The organism is Exiguobacterium sp., from assembly GCF_020832205.1.
GTDB lineage: Bacteria > Bacillota > Bacilli > Exiguobacteriales > Exiguobacteriaceae > Exiguobacterium.
Map to the genome: position 1 here is coordinate 1 of NZ_JAFIFD010000015.1, position 13,723 is coordinate 13,723.

General features: G+C 51.1%; 15 protein-coding genes and 2 pseudogenes. 15 read left to right on the forward strand and 2 right to left on the reverse strand.

What is annotated here, in order from left to right:
• Window positions 1–145: FAD-dependent monooxygenase (locus tag JJU47_RS03260; RefSeq protein ID WP_228616188.1), on the reverse strand; the 145-nt coding region annotated here is incomplete at its 3' end.
• A gap of 96 nt (window positions 146–241) precedes the next feature.
• Here JJU47_RS03260 and JJU47_RS03265 point away from each other — a divergent pair.
• From JJU47_RS03265 to JJU47_RS03330, 14 genes and pseudogenes are all read left to right on the forward strand, one after another.
• Window positions 242–868, forward strand: coding sequence for an NUDIX hydrolase (locus JJU47_RS03265; protein ID WP_228616164.1), 627 nt, complete (start codon window positions 242–244; stop codon window positions 866–868).
• Between the two features lie 41 nt (window positions 869–909).
• Window positions 910–1,110, forward strand: coding sequence for a DUF2187 family protein (locus JJU47_RS03270; RefSeq protein ID WP_024370223.1), 201 nt, complete (start codon window positions 910–912; stop codon window positions 1,108–1,110).
• Between the two features lie 81 nt (window positions 1,111–1,191).
• Window positions 1,192–2,313: a DUF2157 domain-containing protein gene (locus JJU47_RS03275; protein ID WP_300997426.1), complete on the forward strand. Its 1,122-nt coding sequence runs from the start codon at window positions 1,192–1,194 to the stop codon at window positions 2,311–2,313.
• A complete protein-coding gene (locus JJU47_RS03280; protein ID WP_228616167.1) occupies window positions 2,310–2,768 on the forward strand; it encodes a GDYXXLXY domain-containing protein in 459 nt (152 codons plus the stop codon). Before JJU47_RS03275 ends, JJU47_RS03280 begins: the two co-directional genes overlap by 4 nt.
• Before the next feature lie 227 nt (window positions 2,769–2,995).
• Window positions 2,996–3,697, forward strand: coding sequence for a 3D domain-containing protein (locus JJU47_RS03285; RefSeq protein ID WP_228616169.1), 702 nt, complete (start codon window positions 2,996–2,998; stop codon window positions 3,695–3,697).
• A gap of 107 nt (window positions 3,698–3,804) precedes the next feature.
• A pseudogene (locus JJU47_RS03290) lies at window positions 3,805–4,521 on the forward strand (ABC transporter ATP-binding protein); the annotation flags it as partial.
• 10 nt (window positions 4,522–4,531) lie between these two features.
• Window positions 4,532–6,037, forward strand: coding sequence for an ABC transporter permease/substrate-binding protein (locus JJU47_RS03295; RefSeq protein ID WP_228616171.1), 1,506 nt, complete (start codon window positions 4,532–4,534; stop codon window positions 6,035–6,037).
• 44 nt (window positions 6,038–6,081) lie between these two features.
• Window positions 6,082–6,234 (forward strand): annotated as a pseudogene (locus tag JJU47_RS14580) (diacylglycerol kinase family protein); the annotation flags it as partial.
• Window positions 6,235–6,370: 136 nt separating this feature from the next.
• A complete protein-coding gene (locus JJU47_RS03305) occupies window positions 6,371–6,913 on the forward strand; it encodes a diacylglycerol/lipid kinase family protein (RefSeq protein WP_300997425.1) in 543 nt (180 codons plus the stop codon).
• Window positions 6,914–7,033: 120 nt separating this feature from the next.
• Window positions 7,034–8,386 (forward strand): sodium-dependent transporter, encoded by a 1,353-nt coding sequence (locus tag JJU47_RS03310; protein WP_228616175.1) that lies wholly within the window; start codon window positions 7,034–7,036, stop codon window positions 8,384–8,386.
• A 146-nt stretch (window positions 8,387–8,532) separates the two neighbouring features.
• Window positions 8,533–9,249 (forward strand): 5-bromo-4-chloroindolyl phosphate hydrolysis family protein, encoded by a 717-nt coding sequence (locus JJU47_RS03315; RefSeq protein ID WP_228616176.1) that lies wholly within the window; start codon window positions 8,533–8,535, stop codon window positions 9,247–9,249.
• Complete coding sequence (locus JJU47_RS03320) at window positions 9,233–10,468, forward strand: toxic anion resistance protein (protein ID WP_228616178.1); 1,236 nt, start codon at window positions 9,233–9,235, stop codon at window positions 10,466–10,468. The genes JJU47_RS03315 and JJU47_RS03320 overlap by 17 nt, the downstream gene beginning before the upstream one ends.
• Before the next feature lie 51 nt (window positions 10,469–10,519).
• Window positions 10,520–11,095: a deoxycytidylate deaminase gene (locus tag JJU47_RS03325; RefSeq protein WP_228616180.1), complete on the forward strand. Its 576-nt coding sequence runs from the start codon at window positions 10,520–10,522 to the stop codon at window positions 11,093–11,095.
• 212 nt (window positions 11,096–11,307) lie between these two features.
• Entirely contained in the window at window positions 11,308–11,664 is a 357-nt protein-coding gene (locus tag JJU47_RS03330; RefSeq protein WP_228616182.1) for a hypothetical protein, read from the forward strand.
• 162 nt (window positions 11,665–11,826) lie between these two features.
• Here the strand turns inward: JJU47_RS03330 and hisJ are convergent, their stop codons facing one another.
• Window positions 11,827–12,642: a histidinol-phosphatase HisJ gene (gene hisJ / locus JJU47_RS03335; protein WP_228616184.1), complete on the reverse strand. Its 816-nt coding sequence runs from the start codon at window positions 12,640–12,642 to the stop codon at window positions 11,827–11,829.
• A 109-nt stretch (window positions 12,643–12,751) separates the two neighbouring features.
• Here hisJ and JJU47_RS03340 point away from each other — a divergent pair, with 109 nt between their 5' ends.
• On the forward strand, window positions 12,752–13,675 hold the full coding sequence (locus tag JJU47_RS03340; protein ID WP_228616186.1) for an ATP phosphoribosyltransferase regulatory subunit: 924 nt from the start codon (window positions 12,752–12,754) through the stop codon (window positions 13,673–13,675).
• Window positions 13,676–13,723: the final 48 nt, after the last annotated feature.

Below are 13,723 nucleotides of genomic sequence, written 5' to 3' on the forward strand. Positions count from 1 at the left end.
TTGCACGTGAGTTGTTTGATGGGGTCGTCTTGCGATCGACGATTTCAAACGAGATGCCATATCGGGCGAGCGTCAGGGCGAGGGTGAGGCCCGTCGGTCCGGCACCGACAATCAATACGTCAACTTGTTGGTCCACATCTACCATCTCCTATCATTAATATTGATATTTCCGTCATCGGCCACGTTTAAACGAGGAGACAACGGTGGAAGTGTAGAAAAGAAGAACAGTGAGGTGAAACGAATGAAATATTCGTCAATTAATGAAGCAGAGCTTCGCAACAGCTTTTCCATGGAAGAGAACTACGAGCAATCCGCTGCCGTATTGATCCCATTGATCGAACGAGAAGGTGTTTGGCACGTCATCTTCGAAGTGCGGGCCCATACGATGCGTCGTCAGCCCGGAGAGATTGCCTTTCCTGGAGGGCGGGTCGACCCTGGAGAAAACCAGGTTGAGGCCGCGGTGCGGGAGACGAGCGAGGAGCTCGAGATGGACATCGATAAGGTCGAAGTCATCGGTCGGCTGCAACCGCTCGCCACGCCACATCGGCAACTCATCTATCCGTTCGTGGGCATCATTCCGACGTTACCGGACGTGCATATGACCGAAGAAGTCGATCACTTGTTCACCGTGCCGGTCGATACGTTGCTATATTTGGACCCGTTCCACGGCGAGATGGAGTGGACGATGAATCCGGATCAAAATATCCCGTTTGATCGCATGGCAAACGCTAAAGCGTACGAAAAACGGGTAATTAAAATGAGAGAACCTTTTTACGAACACGGGGACTACATTATTTGGGGTTTGACTGGAAAAATATTGTCACAATTCATTAAACACATAAAAGAAAACGTATTCAAACCGATATAATTTCGTTATAATGATAGAAACAAATTTAAGATTGGAAGTGAATGGGTGTGTCTGTAGAATTCGCTGTGGGTGATATCGTCAAGTCTACTCGTGAAGGATGGGTCGCTGAAGTGACTGCCGTATTAACGAATACGGTCATCGGAGACGTTTCCATCATGGAAGAATTTCAACAACTCGGGCTCGAGTTTGAAAAACAAGTTTTACTAAAAACAGAATTGGAATTAATCGAACGCGCCAGCTGACCTTTTTTACTGAAAGGGATGATTCCGGTGTCCATTGACAAAAAAGTACGTGAATGGAAAGAGGCGGGTTTATTGGACGAAATGACGGGTCAACGGCTCGTCGACTACGAGAATGAGCGATTGGCGGGGCGTGAGAAACGTGAACACAAACCGCCGATCCTCGTGATCATCGGGTCGATCCTGCTCGCGCTCAGTCTGTTTAGTTTCGTCGCCGCGAATTGGCAAGCGATTCCGGACCTGCTCAAAGTATCGATTTTCCTTATCTTTATGGTAGCGATGTATGTGACGGCGGAACAACTTCAAACACGGGCACCGCGCTACGTGACGCTGTTTCGCGTACTTGGCATCGTGTTCTTCGTCGCCACGATGATTGTCATCTTCACCACGTATAACTTATCCTCGCAAATTCCGCTCTTGTTTTGGCTCATGTTCGGTGTGGCCGTCCTGCATAAACTGATTTATCAACATCCGATATTTACGTTCATCGCCGCTTTGGCCGCATTTTTAGCGAATACGAATAGTTTCCAAGGGGTCGGGCTGACATTGATCATCCTCGGTTTTATCATCACGTGGGCGTGGTTCCATTACGTGGATAACGAGATCGACCGGATTTTCGCCTGGTTCAGTTTTTATGGACTATTGATCACGGTTGGACAATACGCCAACTATGAAGGCCGATTTTGGCCGATCTGGGCGCTCGTCATCCTTCACGTTCTGTTTCTCATCTATCGGGAGCGGGCCCAGTGGAACTACTTGTACTTGTTCGTCGCGGCTTTGTTGTCGATCGGTTACTTGATCAATGCGACGGAAGGATGGTTGTCACAACGTCAACCGTCTGTCCTCGAAGCGACCGTCTTGTCCGCTTTGCTCGTCGCCGTGTATTTATTGCATCGACGTCCAGAATTGGTATGGGTGAGCTTACTTGCTGTCGTCCCGTTCTCGCTGTTCGAAGATAGCGGAATCTTGCTCGCCATCTTCTTAGAAGCGGTGGCACTCGGCTATCTGATTTGGCAAGACCATAACCGTAAACCGATTGTGCTCGCGTTCATTTACTTCTTGCTCGTTCAAATGACCATTTACTTCATCTATGTGTGGGATCGGCTCGACATCTCGCTCTTCTTCTTAATTGGTGCGCTCATCGTATTCGCATTGTCGCTTGCATTGTGGTGGCGTAATCGGACGAGAGGAGATGTACGGACATGAAACGCATGACACCTTGGCTGTTGCCGATTGTTCAAGTGCTCATTGCCGTCGGGTTCGTTGTACTCGTGTATGCAGTGACGTGGTTCGGACAGACATACACGTTCAAGGCGACCTCTTACGAGCCGTATGATCCGTTCTTCAGCGACTCAATTTATTTAGAGTATGAGTCGTTTAAAGGCCGACAAGACGTGGACCCGGGTACGGTGTATGTCACCTTCAAGACCGATGAAGACGGGTATGCGACCGTCGATCGTGTCAGCTCTCGCCCATTCTTCGGTGGCACACGGGCAAACTATTTTGATCGCCAAGTATATATCGACGACTTAAGCTCCTACCGGATTCCGGAGAGCGAAGTCGAATTGATTCGAGGCGAGAAAGACTTTGAAGTTGAAGTCGATGTCGCTCCGTGGGGAATGGTTCGGGCCCACGAATTGCGTCCGATTGAAGCTGAATAAGTTTGACAAACAGATTACAGATTCGTTACACGATACGTTGTAACGGGTCTGTAATTTTTTTCGTGAAGAGTGTGATAGCAACGCTTTTTTGAAATATTACAATTTGTAACCGAATTGACGGTCATATGTCAGAAATATTTCACTTCGGGCGAACCGCTATTCGAAGCCGTTTTATCATGGTAAATTAACACCTGTTCGTTACATAACGCGAAAGGTGCTACCTAACTATGAAGCAACTCATTCAATATATGTTAACCGTCTTGTTTACCTTTGCCGGTGTTCTTGTCGTCACGACGACAGCAGACGCCGCTCAAATCGGGATCGGAACGGAACAAAAAATTGTCCAAAACCCACTTGAATTAGAACGACAAGCGATTGAACTTGAGGCAGAACAAAAACGTCTCGCTGAAGAAAAACGCTTGGCAGAAGAAAAAGCCCGACAAGAAGCCGAACAGAAAGCGCAGGCTGAAGCAGAAGCAAAACGACTCGCTGAACTTGAAGCGAAGCAAAAGGCTGAAGCAGCCGAAGCCGCACGTCTTGCAGCCGAACAAGAGCGGGAAGCGGAACACCGTGCCGAAGCGACCCCGGTCGCTCAGCCGGTATCGACGCAACCGTCAGGACAAGTCATTCAAGTCGAGTCAACGGCGTATACGAACGATGCGGCCGACAACGGCACGTACGGTGGCCGTGTCTTGACCGCGACCGGTCATGACGTGACAGACTCGATCTTTTACAACGGGATGCGAATCATCGCCGTTGACCCGGCCGTCATCCCGCTCGGTTCGAGAGTCCATCTCGATGGAATCGGGGATGCGATCGCGCTCGATACAGGTGGTCGCATTAAAGGAAACATCGTTGATTTGCTCGTCGATACGAAGCAAGAGGCCATTCAGTGGGGCCGCCGCTATATCCAAGTCACAGTCTACTGACCAAGGTTCTTCCGAGAGGGAGAACCTTTTGTTGTTTAATAAAGTCAAAAAGCGGGCAAATTATTATTTGACTTTCCATAATGGGAATGCGCTGAGGAGGGATTGTGTTGATTGAATTTCAAAACGTTTCCAAACGTTACGACGACGGGACGTTAGCCGTCAAAGAGTTGACGTTGACGGTTCAAAAAGGGGAGATTTTCGTATTGATCGGACCGTCCGGATGTGGAAAGACGACGACGATGAAAATGGTCAATCGTCTCATCGATCACACGGACGGAAAAATCTTGATCGACGGACGGGAGATTTATCAGTTCGACATTTATGAACTCCGTCGAAACATCGGATATGTACTTCAACAGATTGCCTTATTCCCTCATTTAACGGTGGAAGAAAACATTTCGGTCGTGCCGGACTTATTAAAGTGGCCGAAGCAGAAGACGAAAGACCGAGTGACCGAACTGATGCAAATTGCCGGGCTCGACCCGGTCCTGCGCCAGAAGAAACCGACAGAATTGTCTGGCGGTCAACAACAACGCGTCGGGGTGTTACGGGCACTCGCGGCCGACCCAGAAGTCATCTTAATGGATGAACCGTTCTCAGCGCTCGACCCGATCAGTCGCGGTCAATTGCAAGACGACGTGAAGCGGTTGAACGATGAGCTCGGAAAAACGATCTTGTTCGTCACCCACGACATCGAAGAGGCGATGAAGCTCGGCGATCGCATCGCCCTCATGCGAGACGGCAAGCTTGTCGTCGTCGGGACGCCTTCAGAGATTCGAGCGAGCGATGACCCGTTCGTTCTCGAATTCACACAACGCGGAAGAGGTGAGGTCGATGCTTGAAACGTTTCAAAATCGCCGCGGGGAGCTCGTCGAAGCACTCGTCGAGCACTTACAGCTCTCCGTCGTATCACTTTTAATCGCGGTGTTGATTGCGGTTCCGCTCGGAATTTGGCTTACTCGCCGCAAAAAAGTCGCGGAAACGGCAATCGGGGTCACGGCTATCATTCAGACGATTCCTTCCTTGGCCTTGCTCGGTCTTATGATTCCGCTCGTTGGGATCGGAGCGCTTCCTGCGACGATCGCTCTCGTTTTATATGCCCTTCTACCAATCTTACGGAACACGTTCACGGGATTGAACGAGGTCGATAAGTCATTGCTCGAAGCGGCACGTGCCTGCGGGATGAAACCGAATCAAAGTTTAATGAAAATCGAACTCCCGCTCGCGTTGCCTGTCATCATGGCAGGGATCCGGACGGCGATGGTGCTCATCGTCGGTACAGCGACGCTCGCCGCTCTCGTCGGAGCCGGCGGCCTAGGGACGCTCATCTTGCTCGGAATCAACCGGAACGACAATTACTTGATCCTGCTCGGCGCGATTCCGGCTGCCATCCTTGCTCTGTTATTTGACTTCTTGCTCCGCCAAATGGAAGGTGCGACTGCGACACGGAACCGAACGAAACTCATCGCGGTTTCTACCGTCTTGGCGTTGATTGTCGCAGCCCCGCTCGCGTTCGGCCGGACGCAACAGACGGACCTCGTCGTCGCTGGCAAGCTAGGGCCAGAACCCGAGATTTTAATGAACATGTACAAACTGCTCATCGAAGAAGAGACGGACCTCAGCGTTTCGGTCCGACCGAACTTCGGCGAGACGACATTCGTCTGGGGGGCGCTCCGCTCTGGTGACGTCGACATTTACCCGGAATTCACAGGGACGGTACTCGCCAGCCTCGTTGACGAGACACCGAACTCGAACGATGCGCAAGAAGTATATGAACAGGCGCGGGACGCGTTGGCCGATGACGGTTTCGTCTTGCTCGAGCCGATGCAGTTCAACAACACGTACGCGATCGCCATTCCGCGAGACTACGCGGAAGAGGAAGGCATTACGACGATTTCTGATTTGCGGAACGTCCAAAATGATATTCGGGCCGGGTTCACGCTTGAATTTACCGACCGTGAAGACGGATATCCGGGGTTGCAGCAGGCGTACGGATTAGAATTCCCATCCGTGACGTCGATGGAGCAAAAACTCCGCTATCGTGCCATCGCCCGTGGAGACGTCAATCTCGTCGATGCGTATGCGACCGACCCGGATATCGCCGAAAACGATCTCGTCGTCTTAGAGGACGACCAACAATTCTTCCCGCCTTACCAAGGTGCGCCGTTGTTGAAAGCTGAGACGCTCGAAGAACATCCTGAAATTGAAGGAGCCCTCAATCAGTTGGCCGGTCTCATTACGGACGAAGAGATGTCTGAGCTGAACCGACGCGTCGCTTACGGGAATGAACGCGCCTACGATGTGGCGAAAGACTTCTTAGAAGAAGCGGGACTGTTATGAAGGCACTCATCATCTCGAACCCGACATCTGGAACGTCCGAGACGATGCTCGGTGAGGTCGTCGCCACGGTCGAATCGCTGTATGATGAGATCCACATTCAAAAGACGTTAGCAGAAGGGGATGCCGCGCGACTCGCCCAAACGAGTGACGCGTATGACCATCTACTCGTCATCGGTGGGGATGGGACGCTCCATGAAGTCGTCAACGGTTTGATGGACCTCACTAAAGACGAGCGGCCGAGCATCGGCTTGATTCCGGGGGGGGACGTGCAACGATTTCGCGCGTGCCCTCGGACTCCCGGTCGAACCGGTCGAGGCAGCCCGGATCATTAAAATGAGCCATACAGAAACTGTCGACGTCATGCGAATCAATGAACGCTATGGTCTCAACTTTGTCGGTGTCGGTTTGATCGCTGATGCGTCGAGACAGATCGATCCGATCCAAAAAGAGACGCTCGGTTCCATCGGATACTTTTTGGCGACAATCCGACAATTTCGAGAGCTTGACCCGTTCAACGTCCGCATCGAACGGGACGGGGACCTCGTCCATGATGGAGCGGTCAGCTTTTTATATATCGGGAACGGAGCCTACTTAGGAACGGTTCCGACGAAGTTGCCGACCCAATCGTTCAATGACGGCCTCGTGGATGTCGTTCACAGTTCGGCGATCGGGTTCCCGATGATTCGTCAGCTGCTCGCGCAACAACTCGGTCTCGAACAATCGTCTGACGAATGGGTCCATCTCCAAATGAGCCATTTGACGGTCCGCTTGGACGAACCGCAACTCATCGATGTCGATGGAGAGCATTTCACAACGGATGAACTGAACATCGACGTCCTTCCGAACGAACTGGCTTTCCTCGTACCGACTCATTAATACGTAGAAAGAGAAAAGAATTCAGACTTTTCTCTTTTTTAGGTTGTCCTCGATTCTGAACCGTGTTAGTATTTCACTATTATTATGAAAATGAAATGAAAACAGGAAGTAGGGATAGGAATGGCGCAAAACTCGTTCGCCTCAAAAATTGGATTCATCTTAGCGGCCGCAGGGTCAGCAATCGGTCTCGGAGCGATATGGAAGTTTCCATACGTAACCGGTACAAGTGGAGGCGGCGCCTTTTTGCTCATGTTTTTGGCATTTACGCTCTTGCTCGGATTACCGCTTTTAATCGGTGAGTTCATCGTTGGACGTTCGACACAACGGACGGCGTTGCTCGCATTTAAAAAACTTGGCCACGGTCGCTGGACATTGATTGGTTACCTTGGTGTGCTCGCATGTTTCTTATTGCTCTCATTCTACAGCGTCATCGGTGGTTGGGTATTGATTTACGTCGGTCTCGGCTTGAGCGGAACGCTCAGTGGACGCTCGCCTGATGAATTCAGTGCCGTCTTCGGAGACGTCGTTTCGACGCCTGGCATCGCGGTGTTCGGACAGTTCTTGTTCTTGTTGATCACGCTCTTGATCGTCTTGAAAGGTGTTGAAGCCGGAATCGAGCGGATGAGCAAGATCTTGATGCCGCTTCTGTTCGTCAGTTTCATCGTGCTCGTCATTCGTTCATTGACGCTAGACGGGGCGATGGAAGGGGTCCGCTTCTTCTTGCAGCCGGACTTCTCGGCACTCACCGGGGAATCGGTATTGTTCGCACTCGGCCAAGCATTCTTCTCGCTTTCGCTCGGTGTGGCGGCAATGCTCACGTATGCGTCGTACATTCAGACGAAAGGGACGCTCAACCGTTCGGCCAACATGATCGTCTTGTTGAACATCACAGTCTCACTCCTAGCCGGTCTCGCGATTTTCCCGGCAGTGTTTGCGTCAGGGCTTGATCCGGCGGAAGGTCCGGCCTTGTTGTTCGTCGTCTTGCCGGCCGTCTTCAACCAAGTGCCGCTCGGAGGCTTCTTCATGGTATTGTTCTTCCTCTTGTTCACGTTTGCCTCGATCACATCGTCAATCGCGATGCTCGAAGTCGTCGTCGCCGGTGTGACGGACCGCTTGAACGAGAAGAAACAGACGTTGTCGAAACGGAACGTGACACTCTTGTCCGCCGCGGTCGTCTTCGCAGTCGGTATCCCGTCAGCACTTTCTTTCGGTGTGATGAGTGAGATGCAATTCTTGAACGGACGGACGTTCTTCGACTCGATGGATTACATCGTCAGCTACATTTTGATGCCAACGGGCGCGTTGCTCACATCCATCTTTGTCGGCTATATCGTCGACCAGCGCATCTTGCAAGAAGAGATCCAAACGTCGGATACGGGCAAGAAACTATATCCGGTATGGCGTTTCTTGATTCGCTATGTCATTCCGGTCACGGTCGCCATCGTCATGGTATCGACGTGGCTCAACACGTAAGCAAGGGGTGCTCCCCTTGCTTTTTTTTCGTCCTTGCGACCGAGAGAGCGAGGCAGGTCGTTATGCTAAGCTTAGAAAGATGACGAAACTTTTTTTGATGGGTGACGTAAGGTACAATAGAAGTATCACGAGACGAGGTGAAACGAATGAAGACATGGATGAAATGGGCCCTAACCGGGGCAGTTTTATATTTTGCCATCAGTGTGTTTGATTTTTCTTGGCTGTTCATCATTGTCGGGGCGCTCGTTTTGAACGAGGTGTGGTCGACGAACAAGCGACGGAATCGAAACCCCGCGCCTGTAGCGAAGCGGGCGAAGAAAAAATTGTTGCTTGACGAAGAAGAGACGTTCGTCGGGTCACGCATCTTGAAACCAATCGAGGAACCGGCTCCGGTCCGTCAGTTCGAGGCGACCGATGACTTAGAGCTTCAATTTTTGCAACGGACGATCGAACAAGGATACGAGAAGTTGCAACAAATCGACCGTGTCCTTCCCGAAATTAAAGATATCGAGGTCCGGCGTGAGATGAAGGCTGTCTCTAAAGAAGCGCATGACCTATTCGCCGAACTATTCGAGAACCCGCAAGACGCCAAACACGTCCGCGACTTGTTCACGTTTTACTTGGACTCGCTCGTATCGGTCGTCTTGAAATTTAAAGAATTAGAAGGAAAACGTGTCGTCATTCAAGAAGAGACACGAGAGCAGCTGATCACGAATATGCGACTCATCGTCGACAAGTTCAAAGAACAACGCGGCCGTTTGTTAGAAGATGACGCCGTCGACTTTGAACGGGAATTGATCATGATGGAACGCGTATTGGCAGATCAACCAGAAGGGAGAAAAAAACATGACTTCATCGAATGAAACGAACTGGCAGTCATGGCCAGAAGAAGACCTCACTTCGGAGACGAAGACGAAAACAGAGACGAAGACGGAGTCGATTTCAGACCCATCGATGGACTGGTCGGCGATGACGGCGAAGCACGAGGTGCCTGCCATCCAAGTGAAGGCGGACGTCCCAGATCAACATCGTGAACGGATTACCCGTCTCGCTGAGTCGATTGACATCAAGAAGACGGATTCAGTCATGTTGTTCGGCTCGAGCGTACAACGCGAGTTGTCCCAATTCTCGGACCAAATCTTGACTGAAGTCCGAATGAAAGACGGCGGCGACGCGGGCAAGCTGTTATCCGACTTGATGCAAAACGTCCGAAAGATGGATCCGGACATGCTTCAACCGGAGAAAAAGAGCTTCGTCGACAACTTGCCGCTCATCGGCCGCGCTAAAAAGAAAGCGGAGAACTATAAGCTCCAGTTTGAGAAGATGAACGTCTATCTTGAAGAAGTCATCCATAACTTGGACCGCGCCAAGTTCGGTCTCATGAAAGATATCACGATGCTCGATCAGATGTATGACAAAAACAAACGTTATTTTGAAGAGTTGAACGTGTATATCGCTGCCGGAGAGACGAAACTGGATCACGTCCGCGACCACGAGATCGCGCCGCTCCGTCAAGAAGTGGAGCTGTCGAAAGACCAGGTGAAGCTACAGCAACTCAACGACATGATTCAACTAGCCGACCGGTTCGAGAAGAAGTTGCACGACTTGAAACTGAGCCGGACGATCAGCCTGCAAATGGCGCCGCAAATCCGTGTCATCCAACAGAACAACCAAATCTTGGCCGAAAAAATCGAGTCGGCTGTCGTCAATACGATTCCGCTCTGGAAGAACCAGGTCGTTCTCGCGCTCAGCTTGACGCGTCAGAAGACGGCGCTCCGGATGCAACAGGATGTCACGAAGACGACGAACCAGTTGCTCGAGCAAAACTCGAAGATGTTGAAAGACTCTTCAATCGAGATTGCGAAAGAGAACGAAAAAGGCATCGTCTCGGTCGAATCATTGAAAGTCGCACACGAGAACTTGTTGTCGACGCTTGACGAGACGCTCCGCATTCAGCAAGAAGGGAAACAGAAGCGTCGTGAGGCCGAGCGTGAGCTCGATCGGATGGAACATGAGTTGAAAGAAAAAGTCATTGAAATCGCAGCAAAAAACAAAGAATTACCGAAAGATACAGGATATTGACGAAGGGAAGTCTGAGCGATCAGACTTTCTTTTTCCTTGAGGAGGACTCACATGGAGAAACAACGACTATGGGATGAAACGTGGCTTCAGTTCGCTGACATGATGGCCGAGCGCCACTCAAAGTGTGCCTCAAAGAGTGTAGCTTGTGTCATCGTGAAAGACGAAAAACCGATTTCCATCGGGTTGAACGGCACACCGTCCGGTCATACGAACTGTAACGAGATTTTCTTGAAACGAGAAGACGGGTTTTATAAGCGTGCCGAATACGTGAGTGATGATGCGGTCGACCTTATCGAGACGCCGCAACGCGTCATCCACGATGGTGTGACATTTGTTAAATGTACGGACCCGTTCGAGCACCACAACTGGTCGAAACAGCATGAGATTCACGCCGAAATCAATGCGATCGGGAAACTAGCCGCCGATTCGACGAACGCGTTCGGAGCGACAGCGTACGTCACACACTCGCCGTGCCATTCCTGTTCGCTCGCTTTAATTGCCGCGCGCGTTTTACGAGTCGTCTATGCGGTCGGCTATGAACATGGGGACGGCTTAGATTTAATGAGAGAGAGCGGGATTGAAGTCGTACATATGCCGCTTGAAAAAAGTTATAAAAACACATTGTAAACGTTTACATTCGGTGTTATATTATTAATGTACTGCCAATGGTGTTTTACTCTTCCATTATTCGCCCCTCCTCGGAGGGGCCTTTTTTTGTCGTACGCCGATTTGTGTCCGTCGGGTGAGACAAAGTTTACACATAATGTTCAATATTTCACAATCTTTTGTCGGCATTGTCTCTTATAATGAAAGTAGATAAACGAGAGGGGATATGGAACATGGAAAAATTAGTTCGTTTCACAGATGGTGCCTATGAAGTCGAAGCGTTGATCACACTCGAAGAAGTGTGGGAAGATAAATTTGCGATCGGGACGCATAAAGAGTTAGCGGTCAAAGCGTTGAAAATCAACGGCAGCGACGTCTCGGAGATGAAGCACGTTCGGGCGTTGCTCCGTTACTATCCGACGCTCGGGGTGTCCGGTATCTTGCTCGCACTTGATGGTGCGGCCGCAGAAATTGTCAAGATGTCCGGCGACACGGACCCGGCGCTTCAATTCGTCGAACTCGTGGCGTTACAGATGGACGAAGCCGCAACGAAAGAGTTGAAAGACTTGTACGCGGCAATGACAGTATGAGGAAAGGGATGGCCTAGGCCGTCTCTTTTTTTTGACTTTTCCCTTGCAACTCACAGCAAGTATGGTAAGATAAGCAATAGATGAAGAAATGGAACGCCATATCGTTATCGACAACCAAATATGGGGATCTAGATAGCTAGATCGCTGTTAAAAAAGCCACGTTCAACGGAACGTGGCTTTTTTTCGTATACGCATGAAGTCACTGGCGACATCGTTGGCCGAGTGAGCGTCGGAGCCGAGGACGAGTGGGATGCCGAGCGCTGTCGCCTCCGCGGCGACAGCTTCCGCATAAATCGCGCCACAATCTGGTTTTCGGAGTCCGGCCGTATTCAAGTCGAGTCCGAAGCCGCGGTCGTGTATCGCTCGTAACAAACGCGTCTCGACGTCTTTGACGTGCTTCCGCTCCCATACATATTGTTTTTCATACTTGATCGGCAAATCCAAGTGTCCGATCCGCTTTACGTTCAATCGTTCCCACTCGAAGGCGAGTCCGGTTATGAGTGATTCATAGTAGCGTCCGATGACAGCTTCGAACGAGCCGAGACGATCAACGAGCACGTCAAACGTCTCGAGTGAGAAGTCGACCGGGAAGTAATCGCCTTCGATCAGAAGGAAATGTTGCGATAAAATCGTTTCGTCAAGAGATGCGGCATACGGTTCTAATTGAGCGATCGTCTCTTCGGCGAATCCGGGGACGTAATCGATTTCTAAGCCGACGCGGACATCGATTTCACCGGCATACGCCTGTTTGAGCTGTTGAATCGCGTCAAGATAACGAGGGAGTACGTCGAGCGGCATCGCCGAATCCTGGTCCGGTACCGGGTCGGTGAAGCCTCGCGGGAGCGGGGCGTGTTCGGTGAATGTGAGCGTCTTCATGCCACGTGCACGTGCTGTTTCAATATACGCTTCTAGAGCGTCGGTGGTCCCGTGCGGACAAAACGGGGTATGGATGTGGCCATCATGGGTAAAGTCAATCATCGAGCAACCTTCCTTTCGAGTTCGCCGGTTGACAGCACCGGCTTCGTTTGATAAATTTAACACACTACTTTAGTTTGGTAAAGTGATAACAAGATAAAGGGTGATACAGATGATATGGTTCAATACAAAAGGATCCATCCCGGAAGGATGGCATGAGTTAGAAGGCGAGGACGTCTTGCGCCCGAAACGGTGGCTGATGTCTTTTCTCGATCAAGCCGCGACGAACGGATATAGCGTCATCGAACCGCCGCTCGTCGAATATTATTCTCACTACCAAGATCTCGCTTTATTTGATGAATCAGCATACTATCGGTTGTTCGGCAACGATGGGGAGTTGCTTGTCATGCGACCGGATTATACGCTTCAAATCGCACGAAAACTAGCGGACGGCAGTGAACCGATGCGTGTCGCTTATGCCGGGGCCGTCTATCGCCGGACTCCAAAACACTCGGGACAGCCACACGAGCGACTGCAGCTCGGTCTCGAATGGATTGACGGCGAGTCAGATGATACGGAATTAATTGAATCGTTCTTGAAGATGACCGAGCGGATCATGCCGCAAGACGGCTTACGCATTCAAGTCGGCTCTGCCGCACTCGTTGCGGAAGTCGCTGAGGCGGCGGGTATCCCGGAACGGACGCTTCGCCAATATCTCGCACTTCGGAATTTAGAGTCGTTGCGCGACCTCGCGGAAACATATCGCTATCCTCTCATCGCCAAGCTGCCATTTTTGATCGGCGATTCGGCCGTGGCGGAACTCCGGGCGGAAGCGGATGAAAGTTTACGACCCGTCATCGATGAGGTCGAACGCGCTGTCGAGCATTTGCGCGCGATTGGATTGAACGCATCGTATGACTTCGGACAGACCGGGGACTTCGATTATTATTCGGGGCTTACCGTCACCGGGACAATCGACGGACGCCGTGTCTTGTCCGGCGGTCGCTATTCCTCATTTTCGGGGAATTGCCGCAAATCGCGCCGGGCGTGCGGACGCTCGCTCGATCTCGCACAATTATGGGCGGGGATGTCATGAACGTAGAAATCGCGAAAGGGAGCATTGAAAAATCGGCCCGGGACTATT